Origin of the sequence: Oceaniglobus ichthyenteri (genome assembly GCF_003057885.1) — a bacterium.
GTDB lineage: Bacteria > Pseudomonadota > Alphaproteobacteria > Rhodobacterales > Rhodobacteraceae > Oceaniglobus > Oceaniglobus ichthyenteri.
This window is the reverse complement of record NZ_QAGK01000001.1, coordinates 488,626-505,547: the sequence shown is the minus strand read 5'-3', so window position 1 is coordinate 505,547 and position 16,922 is coordinate 488,626. Positions and strand designations below refer to the sequence as shown.

At 58.8% G+C, this 16,922-nt stretch carries 14 protein-coding genes; 7 read left to right on the top strand and 7 right to left on the bottom strand.

Annotation, left to right across the window (positions count from 1 at the left end; genetic code table 11):
- Positions 1-14: 14 nt before the first annotated feature.
- A complete protein-coding gene (locus C8265_RS02395) occupies positions 15-1,634 on the bottom strand; it encodes a TAXI family TRAP transporter solute-binding subunit (protein WP_108482358.1) in 1,620 nt (539 codons plus the stop codon).
- Between the two features lie 322 nt (positions 1,635-1,956).
- On the opposite strand from C8265_RS02395, the gene C8265_RS02390 reads away from it, so the two are divergent.
- The 6 genes from C8265_RS02390 (at position 1,957) to C8265_RS02365 (ending at position 8,937) form a co-directional block, all read left to right on the top strand.
- Positions 1,957-3,234: a 3-isopropylmalate dehydratase large subunit gene (locus C8265_RS02390; protein WP_164512246.1), complete on the top strand. Its 1,278-nt coding sequence runs from the start codon at positions 1,957-1,959 to the stop codon at positions 3,232-3,234.
- 4 nt (positions 3,235-3,238) lie between these two features.
- Positions 3,239-3,781: a 3-isopropylmalate dehydratase small subunit gene (locus C8265_RS02385; protein WP_108482356.1), complete on the top strand. Its 543-nt coding sequence runs from the start codon at positions 3,239-3,241 to the stop codon at positions 3,779-3,781.
- The gene (locus C8265_RS02380) at positions 3,778-4,590 is read left to right on the top strand and encodes a beta-keto acid cleavage family enzyme (protein ID WP_164512245.1); all 813 of its coding nucleotides are present in this window, start codon (positions 3,778-3,780) and stop codon (positions 4,588-4,590) included. The genes C8265_RS02385 and C8265_RS02380 overlap by 4 nt, the downstream gene beginning before the upstream one ends.
- 95 nt (positions 4,591-4,685) lie before the next feature.
- The gene (locus tag C8265_RS02375; protein ID WP_108482354.1) at positions 4,686-5,765 is read left to right on the top strand and encodes a Bug family tripartite tricarboxylate transporter substrate binding protein; all 1,080 of its coding nucleotides are present in this window, start codon (positions 4,686-4,688) and stop codon (positions 5,763-5,765) included.
- A 73-nt stretch (positions 5,766-5,838) separates the two neighbouring features.
- On the top strand, positions 5,839-7,806 hold the full coding sequence (locus C8265_RS02370) for a tripartite tricarboxylate transporter permease (RefSeq protein ID WP_108482353.1): 1,968 nt from the start codon (positions 5,839-5,841) through the stop codon (positions 7,804-7,806).
- A gap of 69 nt (positions 7,807-7,875) precedes the next feature.
- Positions 7,876-8,937, top strand: coding sequence for an SMP-30/gluconolactonase/LRE family protein (locus tag C8265_RS02365; protein ID WP_108482352.1), 1,062 nt, complete (start codon positions 7,876-7,878; stop codon positions 8,935-8,937).
- Positions 8,938-9,076: 139 nt separating this feature from the next.
- Here the strand turns inward: C8265_RS02365 and C8265_RS02360 are convergent, their stop codons facing one another.
- The 6 genes from C8265_RS02360 to C8265_RS02335 all read right to left on the bottom strand — a co-directional run bounded on the left by C8265_RS02360 (position 9,077) and on the right by C8265_RS02335 (position 14,746).
- On the bottom strand, positions 9,077-10,183 hold the full coding sequence (locus C8265_RS02360) for a branched-chain amino acid ABC transporter substrate-binding protein (protein WP_108482515.1): 1,107 nt from the start codon (positions 10,181-10,183) through the stop codon (positions 9,077-9,079).
- Positions 10,184-10,268: 85 nt separating this feature from the next.
- A complete protein-coding gene (locus C8265_RS02355) occupies positions 10,269-10,643 on the bottom strand; it encodes a DUF6867 family protein (RefSeq protein WP_108482351.1) in 375 nt (124 codons plus the stop codon).
- Positions 10,643-11,395 (bottom strand): ABC transporter ATP-binding protein, encoded by a 753-nt coding sequence (locus C8265_RS02350; RefSeq protein ID WP_108482350.1) that lies wholly within the window; start codon positions 11,393-11,395, stop codon positions 10,643-10,645. The genes C8265_RS02355 and C8265_RS02350 overlap by 1 nt, the downstream gene beginning before the upstream one ends.
- Positions 11,392-12,363 carry an ABC transporter ATP-binding protein gene (locus C8265_RS02345; protein WP_108482349.1) on the bottom strand — a complete coding sequence of 324 codons (972 nt, stop codon included), beginning with the start codon at positions 12,361-12,363 and terminating at the stop codon, positions 11,392-11,394. The genes C8265_RS02350 and C8265_RS02345 overlap by 4 nt, the downstream gene beginning before the upstream one ends.
- Positions 12,364-13,824 (bottom strand): high-affinity branched-chain amino acid ABC transporter permease LivM, encoded by a 1,461-nt coding sequence (gene livM / locus C8265_RS02340; protein WP_108482348.1) that lies wholly within the window; start codon positions 13,822-13,824, stop codon positions 12,364-12,366.
- 4 nt (positions 13,825-13,828) lie between these two features.
- Positions 13,829-14,746: an ABC transporter permease subunit gene (locus C8265_RS02335; protein WP_108482347.1), complete on the bottom strand. Its 918-nt coding sequence runs from the start codon at positions 14,744-14,746 to the stop codon at positions 13,829-13,831.
- A 230-nt stretch (positions 14,747-14,976) separates the two neighbouring features.
- Between C8265_RS02335 and C8265_RS02330 the strand changes: the two genes are divergently transcribed.
- Positions 14,977-16,914, top strand: coding sequence for a heavy metal translocating P-type ATPase (locus C8265_RS02330; RefSeq protein WP_108482346.1), 1,938 nt, complete (start codon positions 14,977-14,979; stop codon positions 16,912-16,914).
- Positions 16,915-16,922: the final 8 nt, after the last annotated feature.

The window sequence follows — 16,922 nt, the reverse complement described above, 5'->3', positions numbered from 1 at the left end:
GCGCGCTTCGCCAGTCATTTCCTGGCAAAGAACCGCGCCGCGCCGGGGTGCATTTCGACAAGGCATCCCGGCAACACATCATTCGGGCTTTGAATGAAAAACCCCGGTTTCATCTGGGCCATTTCATCGGCATGCTCGGTTGCCGCCTGAACGAAATCATGCACCTCGTCATCTTCGCGATCCTGCGTTGTCACAATGACAAGCGGCGAAGTTAGCGTGACCACCGGATCGGGCTGTCCGGTATAAAGACCGGCAGGAATCGTGCCTTTGTGCAAACCGCTGCTTTGGTCCAGTACCGGATCGATCAGATCATCGCCCAACGAAAGCAGCCGAAAAGGCCGTTTGCGCGCCATGGTGCGATACCGCGGGTTGGGTGCGGCGTTCAGCGCCACAAGAGCATCAAGTCGGCCCTGTTGAAACAATCGGTTGCTTTCCCGGTAATCCAGAAAAAAACAGCCACCCCCCCGGCGTTCGAAATCGCCTTCGCTCAAACCGACCTGTTTCATCAACCGCAGATACAGAACGGCGGTGGCATAATCGCGTTCGCCCGCAGATACACGCAGTGTCGCCAGATCGCGAAACGACACCGGCGGCAGATCGGCGCCCACAAGAACATGCAACTGAAGCGGGGTAAGCGCCATCACGGTGCGCAACCGATCCAGCGGTTCGCAATAGGGGGCAACGCCGGACCACGCATCGTTCAGCGCGCTGCCCACGGCGGTGGCATAGGCGGCACAGCCATCGTTGATTTCGCGCAGTTTGTCACTGCCGCCACTGCGCCATGGGGTCAGCTCCAGCCGTTTGTTTTTCACCCGCAGCAGATTTGCCAGCGTCTGCATGCCCGGTTGCGAACTGGCCGCGTCACTGCCGGTGAGAAACCGGGTGGCAAAGGTCATGGAAATTCGCCGCGCTGCCGATGCAATGGCGGCCCCTGCCATGGCCGACCGCGCGGGGGTGAACTGCCGGGTGGGCATGGTCACCACGAGGCTGCCCAAGGGTTGGCGTTGCGCATTCAGGATCGGGGCAGCCAGGCTGATCGATACATCGTCATTGTCATCGCCGTAAGCGATATAGCCGTGTTGCGCCAGATGCGCGAATTCATCGGCATAGCGTTCGGCCAATTCCATATCCTGTGGCGACGGTTCCTGTGTCGAGATGCAATTGGCCAACACGACCAATCCCGCCGCACCTGCGGTCAGCGGCTCTTCCAATCCGATCTGCACCGCTGATTCTGCCGTGCCTGCAGACACATCAAGGGCGGCCCACACATGGGGGCCGGACGGATCGTACACGGCAAGCCAGACTGTGCTGTCCAACTCGTCGGCAAGAGCCTGCGCCACCGGGCGCACCAGCCCCGGCAGGCGAAACTGCCGCCGCGACAGGGCCGACCAACGGTGCCATTCATTGCCCAGCCGATAGCGCCCGGATTCATCATCGCGCCCCAAAAGGCCATGATCCTGAAGGATTTTAAGGGACCGGTGCACCGAACTTGTCGGCAGCTCCAAGGCGGCGGCCAATTCCCGTACGCCCCAAGCCTCTTGCCCATCTGCGAACGCTTTCAGCACATCAAGCGTTTTTCCAACAGCGCCACCTTTGCCACGTGATCCATTGGGGCCTGGCGATGTCTTGGTCATGAACCGTCCCTTTGCATTTTGCACCCGAACCCTATGGCCAAAATGCCCCGTTGATCGGCGAAAATACGAGGGTTCGCCGCGTTTTAGGGCCAGAATTCAACCCGATCGCCGGTTTTCATTACATAGGCCCGCAGCAACGTCAACGCGTGGTGAGCCGGGAAAACCGGCGCGTGCGAGCCTTGGCGCCGGTGCGGATGACCGGGGAAGTGACGTATCGGCAATCTGCATTATTGACACAACGTTCCGCATGGTGGTACACCGATTGAAATTATCGTTCCACATGGTGGTACATATTTTAGAATTGTTGCGATGGGAGCCTGACATGGGACAGACGGCAATCGAAAAGCATCTGGCGCGGGCCTCGGGGCTTGATGCGGTCGTTCCCGGCGACATCGTGCATCCGGATCCCGAGTTGGTGATCGTGCATGATGGGTATATTGCCGCCGCCCACCGCGAGTTGGGCCAACTTGGCATTGATCGGGTGTTTGACCCCGAACGGGTCATGTTCGTTACCGACCATGACGTTATTCATGCCACGCCATTGGCCGCCGAACGGGCGCGCCAGAATCGCCGCGTGGCGCAAGAATGGGGCATCACCAAATTCTATGACGTTGGGCAGGGCGGGCAGGGCCATATTTTTCCGATGGAAGAAGGCATCGTGCGCCCGGGCATGTTTTTGTTGTGCTATGACATGCATTGCACAAACTTCGGGGCGGTTGGCGCGCTGGCGTTGCGCACCGGGTCGGAAATCATCACCGTACTGGCCCAAGGCACGATCTGGGTTCAGGTGCCCCATACGATACGGATTGAACTGAGCGGGCGTTTCGCCCCCGGTGTCATGGCGCGCGATCTGGGTTTTCGCCTTGCCGCGGATTTCGCGGGCGGGCTGTACGGTGCCTATGATTATCGCGCGATTGAATTTCACGGCCCCGCTTTGGCCGATCTGCCCGTGGCCGAACGCATTGCCCTGTGCAATACGCTGACGGAAATCGGCCTGTGTGCCAGTTATTTCGCGCCCGATGATCAAACCGCGCGCTGGTACGCGGATCGCGGGATTGCAGGGGGCAGCACGGTGACTGCCGATGCCGATGCGAAATACGAACAAACGCTGTCTATCGATCTGTCAGGGTTAGAGCCACAGGCGGTGTTGCCCGGTGGCGAAACAACCGTGCCATTGGCGCAAACCGATCTGGGGCGGGCGATTGACCATGCCTATCTGGGGTCATGCGGATCGGGCACATTTGATGATTTGCTGGTCGCGGCGGATATCCTCAGGGGTAAATCGGTTGCGCCCGGCACACGGTTTCTGATCACCCCCGGCAGCACCGCCACCATCGCCCGGATGGAGCGCGAGGGCCTTGGCGATATCTTCCGCAAGGCGGGCGCCATTCTTTTGCCTGCCGGCTGTGGGCCATGCGCGGGTGGCACCATGGGGCCGTTGGGGCCGGGGGAAACATCGATATGTACCGCTGCGGTCAATAATTTCGGGCGCATGGGGTCCAAGGATGCCGATATCTTTCTGGCCAGTCCGGCCACTGTTGCCGCCTCGGCCGTGGCCGGTGTGATCAGCGATCCGCGTTCGATCAATGGGAAAGGCTGACGATATGAACTGGATTTACCGGGGTCGGGCCCATAAATTTGGCGACAACGTGCCACTGGATGATGGGTTCATTCCGTTTCGTCTGGCCATTGGGCGGGTCACGGACCCTGACAAACTTATCCCACACCTGTTCGAAGATGTGCGCCCCGGCTTTGCCACGCGGGCCAAGGCGGGCGATGTTGTTGTGGGCGGGGCCGATTTTGCCAGCGGCAAACCCCATGCCCAGGGCTTCATCGCCTTGCAGGCCATGGGAATCGGCGTGATCTGCCAGAATATGCCGTATAATTCCCTGCGCGCCGGAGTCAGCAGCGGTTTGGCCTTTATGACCGGGTGTGACGGGGTTGCCGACATGTTTGACGACGGCGATGAAATTCAGGTCGATTTTGCCACAGGCCGGGTTCAGAATCTGACCAGCGGGAAAACCCGCGATTACACGCCGCTTGATCAAAGCCTGCGCGATATCATCGCCACTGGCGGATCAAAGGGCCTGTTGCGCAAATGGTGGGCCGGGCAATCAGCAGCACAAACCGTAGGAGAGGCCCGATGACCCAGCCCAATATCATCTGTGTTGCCCCCCTTGGGGCGTGGTGCAGCCGCGATGATCATCCGGCGACGCCGATTTCCCCACGCGAAATTGCCGATGCCGTGGTTGAATGTGCCAGCGCGGGCGCGGCGATTGCCCATCTGCATGCCCGCGATGCCGACGGCAAACCCACCCAAGACCTTGAAATCTATCGTGATATTCACGACCGGATCAAGCAGCGCAGTGATATCATTGTTCAACTCAGCACCGGCACCCGCGGCATGACCGTGCAACAGGCGCTTGAGCCTGTCACGCTGGCGCCTGAAATGGCGTCGCTTGCGCTGCGCGATGTTGGACCACAGCAGGGGACGGACGTACAGCGCCGTGTGGTGGACATGGCAAAAGCGATGATTGCCAGCGGTGTCTGCCCCGAATTTGACGCATCAGACGCCGAAATGATCGACCGGTTGAATGACGTTTGCGCATCGCTGGGTGATCTGTCGGCGCCTTGTGTCGGCCTGTTTCTAAAGGATGAGGTCAGCGCGCAAGCGGCGGCACGCCATATTCTGGCGCTGGTGGCGAAATTGCCGGCTGCGGCCCATTGGTGGGCGGCCAAGGGCGGGGCGAACCATGCTTTGGTGCAAACCCTCGCGCTGGGTCTTGGCGGGCATTGCCGGGTCGGATTTGAGGATTCACTGTTGGGCGTTGATGGCCAGCCTGTGAAATCGAACGCCGATCTGGTGGAACGTGTTGCCCAATTGGGCGCCCGCGTTGGCCGCCCGGCGGCCACACCCGCGCAGGCGCGTGAAATTCTGGGCTTGAAATCTGCGTAAACGACACACCTGTGCGGTCAAAACCCGCGCAAGGGGACGAACGAACAAGACAAGGCATAACACACTGCCACTACGACATCAAAAGGAGAGGAAGAATGAAATTTAACCTATTGGCTGCGGCCACCACGATCCTGATGGGCACCGCGATGACAGGCGCGGCATTGGCACAGGATGCGGTTGATTTTGACGGCAAGCGGATCGAATTGATCGTGCCGTTCAAGGCCGGCGGGGCGACCGATGTTTATGGCCGGTTCTTTGCCGGTAAACTCAGCGAACATTTGCCCGGCAAGCCCACAGTGGTTGTCAGCAATATCCCCGGTGCAGGCGGAATGCCCGGCGCGAACCAGTTTGAGGCCCGCGCAAAACCCGACGGAACGACCCTGATCGCGATGACCGTTTCCACACAGCTGAACTGGCTGTTTGAAGATCCGGCAGCGCAATTTGATCTGAAGGCATGGCGCCCGCTGATCCTGACACCACAGCGCGAAGTTGCCTTGGTTCACAAGGATACAGGTGCCACAGGCCCCGAAGATGTTAAGACGTTGCAAGAGGCCGATCTGCGCTATGCCGATCACAGCGTGCGGGGTCTGTCGATTTTCCGTCTGCTGGGGTTTGATGGACTGGGCTGGGATGTGACACCGGTCTGGGGTGTCAGCGGCGGCCCGGCACGGATTGCCATGGAGCGCGGTGAAATCACCCTCGCGTTTGCATCCTCGGCCGCGTATCGCAAAGATTACGCTTCGATGGTGGAAAGCGGCGTTGTTGCGCCGGTGTTTTCTTACGGGGATCTTGACGCCGACGGCAACATTGTGCGCGATGCGACATTCCCCGACCTGCCGACATATCTTGAGCTGTACCAAGAGGTGAACGGCGAAGAGTTGTCTGGGCCGCTACGGGAATTGTACGAGATGCATCTGCAATTCACCGGGGCGTCAAAATCGCTGTTCCTGCCCGCAGGTACGCCGGATTCGGTCTATAACGCCTATGTTGACGCGATTAACGCGATCTTGAATGATCCGGCCTATGCCGAAGAAAACTCGAAGTTCTTCGGAGATCATTTGCAGGCGGTTGGCGCGCAGGCGCAGACGAACCTGGGTCAGGCCCTTGGGTTGAATGCCGATCTCAAAGCCTATCTGGCCGAGTGGCTGGACGAGAAATACGATCTCGATCTCTGACATCCCATCCCAAAGGCAGATTGCACAGGCAGTCTGCCTTTTTTATGACCCATGACATTTTAAGGATTACGTGATGGACGTGTGGATAACGGCCTTTGACGCGCTGAAAACTCTGTTTAGCCTCGGCCATCTCAGCTTTCTTTTGCTTGGCGTTTTTGTCGGGCTGATCGTGGGTATCCTGCCCGGACTGGGCGGGTTGGCCGGTCTGTCGTTGTTGTTGCCGTTTGTTTACGGGATGGAACCGTCACAGGCGTTGGCGATGATGGTCGGCCTGTTGGCGATCACCACAACATCAGACACGTTTCCATCGGTATTGATGGGCATTCCCGGCACTTCGGGGTCGCAGGCCACGGTCATGGACGGATTTCCCATGGCCCGGCGCGGCGAAGCGGCGCGCGCCCTTGCCGCCGCGTTTGGTGCATCGTTGTTTGGCGGCGTGTTTGGCGCGCTGATCCTCAGCTTTGCCATTCTTTTTGCGCGGCCAATGATCCTGATGATGGGGTTTGGCGAACAGTTGATGCTTGTCCTGTTTGCCCTGACGATGGTGGGTATTCTGACCGGCAGTCACCCGTTGAAAGGCATCGCTGCCTGTGGTGTGGGCCTGATTTTGGGGACCATCGGCTTTGCCACGGCCACGGGCGAGTTGCGCATGGCACTGGGGCAGACCTATCTTTATGATGGATTTCCGCTGTTGATCATTGCAATCGGGCTGTTTGCGATTCCCGAAATCATTGAAATCCTCAGCCAGAAAAACACGATTTCATCATCTTCTCAGCAAAAGCTGGGCCAGGGTATCTGGGCCGGGTTGCGCGATGTGGTGAAACACAAATGGCTGGTACTGCGGTGTTCGGGGATTGGCGCGCTGATCGGGATGCTGCCGGGACTGGGCGGCGTCGTCATTGATTGGATCGCATATGGCCACGTGGTTCAAACTGCCAAGGATAAATCGCAATTTGGCAAGGGCGACATCCGCGGTGTTCTGGCACCGGAATCCGCCAATAACGCCAAAGAGGGCGGTTCACTGGTGCCCACACTGCTGTTTGGCGTGCCCGGTTCGGCGACAATGGCGGTTCTTTTGGGCGGTCTGGTTCTGGTCGGGATCGAACCGGGGGTCAGCATGGTGCAGGAAAACCTGGACCTGACCTATACGATCATCTGGTCGCTCGCGATTGCCAATATTGTCGGCACGGTGGCGTGTCTGTTGCTGGTGCGCCCGATTTCGAAACTGACCACTATTCCCTATGGGTATATTGGCCCGGTGGTGATTGTGATCGTGTTTTTCGCGGCATTTCAGGCCACGCGCGACTGGCTTGATCTGATTGCGCTGTTTGGTGTCGGTATTCTGGGCGTCTACATGAAGCGGTTCGGCTGGTCGCGCCCGGCGCTGTTGATCGGGTTTTTCTTGTCCAAAGGGCTGGAAGATTCGGTGTATCAGGCGGTGCAGATCTACGGGTTTTCCTTTCTGGAGCGTCCGATCGTGATTGGGCTAATGGTGTTGATCATTGTTTCGGTCACCATCACGTTCATACGCGCCCGCAAGGCCCCGAAATCAAACACCGGCCAGGGCCCGGCAACACGCAGCGTGCGCATTCATGAAATGGGCTTTCTTCTGGTGTTTGCGGCTCTGTGTGTCTGGGCGTTTCTTGATGCGCTGCAGCGCAGTTATCTGGCGCAGATCTTTCCCCTTGGCGCAACCATTGCCACGGCGGCTGTGCTGCTGATCATCGGCTATCGGTACATGCGCGGGTCTGACAATGACGCGATGCACTATGACGAAGTGCGCACCAACGAGGGGCGGCGCACCCTGCATATCTATACCGTCTGGCTGATCGGGTTCCTGATCGCGGTGTATCTGGTGGGCTTTGTGCTGGCATCGGGTTTGTTTGTTCTGGTGATGACAGGTTATGAACTGCGCCGCCTGAATTGGCAGGCCGCCGTGGTGGCCGCGACCGTCAGCGTCATGTTGTTGCTGCTTTCCCAAGCGCTGAACCTGAAGTTCCCGCCAAGCCTTTTGCAACCGTTTCTGCCGCTGTTGTCGTAGCAAACCGATGCGGGTTTGGCGGCCACAGCAATCTTTTGCGACGATCCACTTTAGACCTGGGAGAATGAAATGTACACTAATCCAACGCCTGTAACCACGTTGAACCGGCGCGATATTCTGGCGGCTGCGGTTGCGGCACCCGTTCTGGCCGTCAGCGCCAGAATGGGCCTGGCCAAAACCCATGACGCAAACACGCTGTATGACAGTGATGCGGAACTTTCGGTGTTTGCCACCGGCTTTGGCTTTACCGAAGGGATCACCTGGGTTGCCGAGGGCGACGCAGGGTATCTGCTGTTCAGCGATATTCCAGCCAACGTGGTGTACCGTGCCGAACTGGATGGCAGTCATTCGGTGTACCTGGAGAAAAGCGGGTATCAAAAGCCTGATCTGTGGCGCACGGGGATGCGGTTCAACAATGGCAAGGATCCAAGTGATCCCGCTTATGAAGAATTCAACCTGTCAGGGTCGAACGGCCTGACCGTCGATGGGGAAGGGCGGTTGGTGATTGCCACCTGGGGTGGACGGTCAATCGACCGGATCGAACCTGACGGAACCCGCACGGTTCTGGCCGACCGGTTTGATGGCAAACGCTTTGGCGGGACTAATGACGTGGTGGTTGCCCGCGACGGGCGGATTTATTTTGCCGACGGCTTTGGCGGCATGCCCCAACGCGCCGATGATCCATCAAACGAGATGGGAACAGCCGGCATTTACATGATCCGCGAAGGCGTGGTCAGCCGGGTGATCAAGGTGTCGCCCGATGCCAACGGTCTGGCCTTTTCGCCCGATGAAAAGACGCTGTATGTAAACAATTCCGGCGGCAAGGTTATTCGCAAATTTGACGTAAACGGCGACGGAACGCTGACAAACGAACAGGTTTTTGCCGATCTGAGCGGCAAAAGCGGCGCAGGCATCACCGATGGCATGAAGGTCGATGTTGAGGGCAACCTGTGGACAAGTGGCCCAGGCGGTATTCACGTCTTCTCACCTCAGGGTGAGGCGCTTGGATTTATCGAAACACCCAGCGCGGTCGCCAACCTGACGTTTGGCGGGCCAGATCGCAAGACTTTGTTCATTGCGGCGCGCAGCGATATCTTTTCGATGCCGGTCAACGTTGCTGGCCAGTCCTGAACCAAACCGATCTATGGCCTTTGGTGCCGACCTGGTTGTGTTGCGGCGCAGGGCATAAATGAAAATCGCGGCGCCGAATGAACCGGCGCCGCGATCTGTTGTCAAAGGCATCGCGCCTCAGACGGGTGGGGTGGCCAAATTAGTTGGCCGCATCCACATAGTCATAATCGCCATCTTTCCATTCATAAACGACATAGCCGGGCAGGGTGACATCGCCCTTGTCGTCAAAGTTCAGCTCGCCGATGACGGTCTGGAATGTGTTTTCGTTCAGCGCGCCGACAACTGCGTCATAATCGGTGCTGCCTGCTGCGTTTGCCGCGTCGGCCCATGCCTGAATCGCGGCATAGGTATAAAGAACATACCCTTCCGCGGTTTTGCCCGCCGCTGACAACGTGTCGACCACCGAAGATGCGGCCTCGCTCTTGCGTGGGTCGGGCGAGAAAGTCATCAGGGTGCCCGCACCCGCGTCACCAGTGATGGCCCAGTATTCCTGTGCAACCAGTGCGTCACCCGACATCAGGACTGCCTCCATGCCCTGTGACCGCATCTGGCGCAGGATCAGGCCCGCTTCGGTGTGATAGCCGCCGACATAGACCAGATCGACGCCCGCTTCCTTCATCTTGGTCACCAGCGCGGTATAATCCTTTTCGCCCGCGCTATAGGCTTCGACAATCGCCGGGCTCTTTCCTGCCGCCTCGTAGTTCGCCTGCGTTTGATCCGCGAGTCCCTTTCCATAGGCGGTCTTGTCGTTGATGAACGCAACCTTGGCATCGGGGAAATTTTCGATGATGTACTGCGATGCGACTTCGCCTTGCTGGTCATCACGGCCGCAAACGCGGAAAACGCCATCGCCGGGGCGCTTGTCGGTGAAATCGGGGTTGGTTGAGCCGGGCGAAATCTGAACGATCAACTCGTCGGCGTAAACCTGTGAGGCGGGGATTGATGAGCCGGAACAGAAATGCCCGGCGACAAATGACACACCTTGTGCGGCAAACTGGTTGGCCACGGCGACCGCCTGTTTGGGATCGCATGCATCATCGCCGACCGACAGCTTGAGCATTTCACCGTTTACGCCACCGGCGGCGTTGATGTCGGCCACGGCCTGTTCGGCGCCGATGCGGAACTGTTCACCAAAGCTGGCGTATTGGCCGGTCATCGGGCCGGCGACGCCGATATCAATGTCGGCCTGTGCGGCGGTGACAGCCATCAAACCAACGGCAGTGGTCGTAAGAAGCAAGTTTTTCATTTTTTTACCTTCCTGTGGTTTCGTATCGTTCATTATTTATATCAAGACAGCTTTGCCCAAGGGGCGAATCATCTCTGGGGTCAGTCTATCCTTTTTGTGGATTTGAACCAGATGCCGCGCGGTGAACAAAACCGTACTGGCGCGCCATTTGCCGGTTGCGCATAAGCACGCGCCCCGCCGCGGCAAACCCGAACAGCACGATATAATCGATGATGGCATAATATATCGCGGTTCCAAAGGTTGCGAAGGGCAGGAAAAACGACCCGCCAAACAGACTGAAATGGATGAACCGAACTGCAACCGTCAAAAGCAGCAGATAGAACGCCATCAATCCCCAACCGCTCCAGTTCAGGGCGGTACTGCGGCCAATCATCCATGCACCGCCGCCCCCCAGAATGAAGGTGACAAAAAAGAATTTCGGCAGGGACACTTCCCAAAGCAGGCTCATTTCCGGTGGCATCAGTGCGCCCCCCCTTCCAGATAGGCGCTGCGCACCTCGTCGCGTGCCAAAAGCTCGGCGCCTGTTCCGGTCATTGTGACCGATCCGTTCACCATGACATATCCACGATGGGCCAGACGCAGAGCGTGAAACGCATTCTGTTCCACAAGAAATACGGTCAACCCCTCATTGCGGTTCAGTTCGCGGATCACTTCGAAAATCTGTTTGACGATCAAAGGGGCCAGGCCCAGTGACGGTTCATCAAGCAGTAGAAGTTTTGGACGGCTCATCAGGGCGCGGCCAATGGCCAACATTTGTTGTTCGCCCCCCGACAGGGTGCCGCCCCGCTGGCCGCGCCGTTCCTTCAGGCGCGGGAACAGATCGAACACCTTGCGCAGATCATCGTCAAAATCCTTTTCATCCTCAAGGATCGCGCCCATCTGAAGATTTTCCATCACCGTCATGCGCGGAAAAACCCGCCGCCCTTCGGGCGATTGGGCGATGGATTTTGACATGATGTCATGGGTGGGCAGGCGGGTAATGTCCTCTCCGCGATACAGGATCTGACCCGCGCGCGCCTGTGGATCGCCACAGATCGTCATCATCAGCGTTGATTTTCCCGCCCCGTTTGCGCCGATCATCGTGACAATTTCGCCCTCATACACATCGACATCGACACTGCGCAGGGCTTGAATCTTGCCATAGAATGTTTCGACCCCGCGGATCGCCAAAAGCGGCGTGCGGTCGGATTGCTGTTGCGCCGCGACGCTCATGTGTTTTCTCCTGGCAGATCGGATTTGTCGTATGGCTGGTCGGGTTTGCGCAGGCCCAGATCTTCCTCGACCTGATCGACCTCGTCATCGTCGACGCCCAGATAGGCCGCGATCACGGCGGGATCGTCGCGCACTTCGGCGGCTGTGCCATCGGCGATCTTCTTGCCGTATTCCAGAACGATGATGTGGTCGGAAATCTCCATCACCACGCCCATGTCATGTTCGATCAACAGGATCGAAACATCGTGGGAATCGCGGATATAGCGCAAAAGCTGATTCAGCTCGTTCGATTCGCGCGGGTTCAGCCCCGCCGCCGGTTCATCAAGACACAAAAGCGATGGCTCGGTGCACATTGCGCGCACGATTTCCAACCGTCTTTGGGCCCCATAGGACAGATCGGATGCCGGATCGTCGGCGCGGTCCAACAGATCGGCGTGGCGCAGCCATTCGATGGCAATTTCCTTGGCCCGGTCCGCCGCGCGCCGATAGCCGGGCAAACCCAACAGCCCGCCGATGGAGTAATTTGATGCCTTCATCAGCTTGTTATGTTGGGCCACCAACAGGTTTTCCAGAACGGTCATGCCGCCAAACAGGCGGATATTCTGAAAGGTGCGCGCCACACCGGCCTGTTCGGTGATCCGGAAATCGGCCATCCGCTCCAACAGGTAAACGGCATCGCCCTGGCGGTCGAACTGGCGCCCCGTTTCGGTCAGCGCGCCAATTGTTTCATCGGATACGTTGCGCCCCCGGCGCATGGCGATGCGCCCTTCGGTCGGTTTGTAAAACCCGGTGATACAGTTGAACACGGTCGTCTTGCCGGCGCCATTCGGGCCGATCAGCGCGGTGATATCACCGCGCCCGATATTGAACGACAGGTCATCAACCGCCACCAACCCGCCAAATTGCATGGTCAGATGTTCAACCGTCAGCACCGGGTCGGTGATTGCGTCGATTGTGTGCTGTTTCATTCAGTGACCCTCGCCTTGCGAAACCGCGTCGGCCCCGATCTTCTTGCGTTCCTTGTAAATGACCGTTGGCGTGCGCGATGAGATAAGCCCGCGTGGCTTCCACACCATGATCGCGACCATCGCCAGACCAAAGATCAGCATCCGGTATTGGGTAGGGTCGAAATTGTCGCCAAACACCTGTTGCAGCACAGTCAGATTGCGCAACAATTCGATTCCGCCGATCATCACCACCGATGCAATGACCACCCCCAGTTGCGACCCAAGGCCCCCCAGCACAACGATGGCCAGAATGATCGCGGATTCGATAAAGGTGAAACTTTCGGGTGAAATGAACCCTTGCCGCGTGGCAAAGAACGCGCCGGCAAAACCGCCAAACATCGCACCGGTGGCAAACGCCGTCAGTTTGACGTTGACCGTGTTGATCCCCAGTGACCGGCAGGCGATTTCATCTTCGCGCAATGCCTCCCAGGCGCGGCCAACGGGCAATTTGCGCAGCCGCAGGGTGACGAAGTTGGTCAAAAGCGCGAGCGCAAGGATGATATAGTACAGAAACACGAACCGATGCACGGTGCTGTATTCCAGCCCGAAATAATCGGCAAATCCGCCTTCGCCGCGCGAAAATTCAATGCCGAACAAGGTGGGCTTCGGAATGCCGAGAATACCGTTGGGGCCGCCGGTGAAATCATACCAGTTCAGCAAAACGATGCGGATGATTTCGCCAAAGGCGAGCGTGACAATGGCCAGATAATCGCCGCGCAAACGCAACACCGGAAAGCCCAGCATGATGCCCCAAAGCGCGGCAAACAGCCCCGCCATTGGCAGGCATACCCAGAACCCAAGACCAAAATTCGTGGCCAGCAGCGCAAAGGAATACGCCCCCACCGCGTAAAATGCGACATATCCAAGATCAAGCAATCCGGCCAGACCGACCACAATGTTCAGCCCCCAGCCCAACATCACATAGGTCAGGATCAGGATCGCAAGATCCAGCAAATACCGGTTCTGCCCCGGCAGAAAAGTTGACAATAGCCAAGGCAGCGTCAGCGCCATCGCCAACAGGATGATGCCGACAGTTTTGCCAATCGGCACACCGCGTTTTGTGGGCATCACCACGGTTTTCAACCAGCCGGAAATCGGCGCAGCCGAGCGATAAAAGAAGTACGACAGGAAAAACCGCACCACCAAAGCAATGGCAACCCATGTCATCCACAGGCCCGGGCGCAGGGTCAGAACCAGCCCGCCGGCATCGATGTCGCTGCGCACGGCAAGAAAGAAAAGAGTGATCCCGGCCACGATGGCCGCCGTGATCACCGCATCCTTGATACTGGCCACAAGGCGGCTGTCGCCTGTTGGTTCGGGCACGAAGGGCGGTTCGCCCCCCATGGCATCGCGGCGCTGTTCAGACAGCAGCGCCGCGCCCTCGGGACGGTTCGAGGCGGTGGGAGCATCCTGATGTGTCATGCGCTCAGACCTTTTCGACTTCGGGACGACCGAGCAGGCCCGAAGGCAGGAAGATCAGAACAATGGCAAGGATCGAGAATGCGGCAACATCTTTGTATTCAACCGAGAAATAGCCCGACCAGAAGGTTTCGATCAGACCGATCGCCAAGCCGCCCAGCATCGCGCCGGGTAGGGATCCGATGCCGCCCAGAACCGCGGCGGTGAACGCTTTGACCCCGGCGATAAAGCCGATGTAAAAATCGATCACGCCGTAATACAGCAGATACATGATGCCCGCGACCGCCGCCAATGACGCCCCCAGAACAAAGGTAAGCGAGATGGTGCGATCAACGTTCACACCCAAAAGCGCGGCCATCTTGCGGTCTTGTTCGCAGGCGCGCTGTTGACGACCCAGCGATGTTTTGTTGATCAGATAGGAAAAGCCCGCCATCAAAACGATGGTCGTGGCAATGATGATGATCTGCATATACGAAAGCTGCACGGTGATGCCGCCCGGTCCCTCCATCAGGGTCAGGCCGCCTTCGATCTGGGGGGGCAGGGGTTTGATCCGCGCGCCTTGGGTGACCTGAACGAAGTTCTGCAAAAAGATCGACATGCCGATGGCGGTGATCAGTGGCGCCAACCGGAACGATCCGCGCAGCGGGCGATAGGCGACCCGCTCAACCGTCCAGCCCCACAAAGAGGTGCACGCCATCGCGACGATCAGCATCACGATCAGCACCAGCGGCAGAAACGTGATGCCAAGCGCGCCAAGCGCCAGAAACACACTGAGTGATACGAAGGAGCCGATCATGAACACTTCGCCATGGGCAAAGTTGATCATCCCGATGATGCCATACACCATGGTATAGCCGATGGCGATGAGGCCGTAGATTGATCCAAGCGCAATGCCATTGATCAATTGCTGCAGAAAATATTCCATGTTCCCTCGTTGGTTTGCCTTCGCCGCACGAAACCATGCGTCACAAAAGCTATTTTTTTTGCGAGTTATGCATAGTGTTTTGCAAACGGCAAGAAATTTCCCCTCGCTGCGGATGGCGACAGGGGGCGCATGGCGCGGCTGTGATTATGGTAAGGATCACTTGCCGGGTTCACTGCAATGAATTATGTTAGTGACCTATAACTTCCTTCACCTTGCCAACCGAGTGGACCATGTTGAAAAAAATCTTCGCTGCAGATCGCACCGTGATGCTGACGGTTCTGACCGTTCTGGGAATGGTGCTGGCCATTTTCGGGTTCTGGCCGCTGACGGGTATTGCCGCCGAATGGGCGACGTTTGTTGGTTTGCTTCTTGTGTATCTGGCGGGCGGGGTGCCTGCGGCGTGGCGGGCGGGTGTGACCCTGTGGGAAGATCATGTTCTGGACATTGATCTGTTGATGGTCGTGGCCGCCGTGGCCGCCGCCGCCGTTGGTGCGCCGTTTGAGGGGGCGGTTCTTTTAACCCTGTTCAGCGTTTCCACAACCCTAGAGGAAGGCGCGCTGGGGCGGGCGCGCCGCGCGGTCGAGGCATTGATGGCGCTGCGCCCCGAAACCGCTTTGCGCAAATCCGCCGATGGGGTGGTTGCGGAAATTCCGGTTGGTGAACTGAAGGTGGGCGACATCTTCGTGTTGCGGCCCGGCGCGCGGGTGCCCACCGATGGGCAGATCGTCAATGGCCGCGGCGCGCTGGATGAGGCGAACATCACCGGTGAATCCATGCCGGTCACCAAACAACAAGGCGCCAAGGTGTTTGAGGCAACCGTAAACCTTGACGGCGTATTGGAAGCCGCCGTGACCAAGACCATCGAGGAAAGCACCGTTGCGCGGATGATCGCGCTGGTGACCGAGGCGCAGGCGGCCAAGGCCCCGTCCGAGCGGTTCAGCGCGTGGTTTGGACAGCGTTATACGATTGCGGTTCTGCTTGGCGCGATCCTTGCCTTTGTGGTGTTCAGTTTGCTGGGCCGCGATTGGAACGACGCGTTGTACCGCGCGGCGATCCTTCTGGTTGCGGCCAGCCCCTGTGCCATCGTCATTTCGGTGCCCGCCGCGATCCTGTCGGCGCTGTCGGCCGCAGCGCGGGGCGGCGTCTTGTTCAAAGGCGGCGCGGCATTGGAAACCCTGGCGGCGGTCGATACATTTGCGTTTGATAAAACCGGCACGCTGACCACCGGTCAGGCGACGGTGACCAACATCGTTTCACTGGAGGGTGATGAACGGGGTTTCCTGGCGCTGCTGGCCGGGCTTGAGGCAAATTCCGAGCATCACAGCGGCGCGGCAATCCGGCAAGAAGCGGCCAATCGCGGTATTGACCCGGTCGCGGTGCAAAATGTCGTCGCCCGCGCAAGCGAGGGTATCGTGGGCGATGCAGAAGGCGGCACAGTATGGGCCGGCAATCCGCGCATGGCCGCGCGCATGGGGGTGGCGATTGACCACCCGGATTTGGCCGCACTGGCCGAAGAAACCCAAACCGTGATCTATTTCGGTCAGGACAGCCGCCTGTTGGGCGCGCTCAGCATTGCCGATCAGGTTCGCAAAAGCTCGGCGCCCGCGCTTGGCGCACTGCGGGAAAGCGGTGTCACGAAAATCCTCATGCTGACCGGAGATCGCCGACCGGTGGCGTTGCGGATTGGCCGCGAATTGGGGTTCCAGCCGGATGAGATTCACGCCGATATGCTGCCTGAAGATAAACTTCGCATGGTTGGTGATCTGGCCGCCAAGGGCAAGGTTGCCTTTGTCGGGGACGGGGTGAACGATGCCGCCGCGCTGGCCCGGGCTGACGTGGGTATCGCGATGGGCGCTGCGGGGTCCGAAGTGGCGCTTCAGGCGGCTGATGTCGCGCTGTTGTCCGAAGATATGGCACAGCTTGCACAGGCCCACCAATTGGCCCGCCGGACCGCGCGGATCATCCGGCAAAACCTGATTTTTGCAATGGGGGCGATGGCGGTGTTGGTCATTGCCGGGTTGTTCTTTGATCTGCCTTTGCCATTGGCCGTGGTCGGCCACGAAGGCGGCACAGTTCTGGTGGTGCTGAACGGTCTGCGCCTGTTGCGCGCGCCGTCGCGCACGGGCGCGTCAAAGACCGCGGCAGGGGTGGCCGCCCCTGCCGTCTGACGGACACT

Bases quoted from the DNA above. Each gene is read 5' to 3' on its own strand.
- C8265_RS02395 (WP_108482358.1), bottom strand. From the start codon at position 1,634: ATGACCAAGACATCGCCAGGCCCCAATGGATCACGTGGCAAAGGTGGC.
- C8265_RS02390 (WP_164512246.1), top strand. From the start codon at position 1,957: ATGGGACAGACGGCAATCGAAAAGCATCTGGCGCGGGCCTCGGGGCTT.
- C8265_RS02385 (WP_108482356.1), top strand. From the start codon at position 3,239: ATGAACTGGATTTACCGGGGTCGGGCCCATAAATTTGGCGACAACGTG.
- C8265_RS02380 (WP_164512245.1), top strand. From the start codon at position 3,778: ATGACCCAGCCCAATATCATCTGTGTTGCCCCCCTTGGGGCGTGGTGC.
- C8265_RS02375 (WP_108482354.1), top strand. From the start codon at position 4,686: ATGAAATTTAACCTATTGGCTGCGGCCACCACGATCCTGATGGGCACC.
- C8265_RS02370 (WP_108482353.1), top strand. From the start codon at position 5,839: ATGGACGTGTGGATAACGGCCTTTGACGCGCTGAAAACTCTGTTTAGC.
- C8265_RS02365 (WP_108482352.1), top strand. From the start codon at position 7,876: ATGTACACTAATCCAACGCCTGTAACCACGTTGAACCGGCGCGATATT.
- C8265_RS02360 (WP_108482515.1), bottom strand. From the start codon at position 10,183: ATGAAAAACTTGCTTCTTACGACCACTGCCGTTGGTTTGATGGCTGTC.
- C8265_RS02355 (WP_108482351.1), bottom strand. From the start codon at position 10,643: ATGCCACCGGAAATGAGCCTGCTTTGGGAAGTGTCCCTGCCGAAATTC.
- C8265_RS02350 (WP_108482350.1), bottom strand. From the start codon at position 11,395: ATGAGCGTCGCGGCGCAACAGCAATCCGACCGCACGCCGCTTTTGGCG.
- C8265_RS02345 (WP_108482349.1), bottom strand. From the start codon at position 12,363: ATGAAACAGCACACAATCGACGCAATCACCGACCCGGTGCTGACGGTT.
- livM (WP_108482348.1), bottom strand. From the start codon at position 13,824: ATGACACATCAGGATGCTCCCACCGCCTCGAACCGTCCCGAGGGCGCG.
- C8265_RS02335 (WP_108482347.1), bottom strand. From the start codon at position 14,746: ATGGAATATTTTCTGCAGCAATTGATCAATGGCATTGCGCTTGGATCA.
- C8265_RS02330 (WP_108482346.1), top strand. From the start codon at position 14,977: ATGTTGAAAAAAATCTTCGCTGCAGATCGCACCGTGATGCTGACGGTT.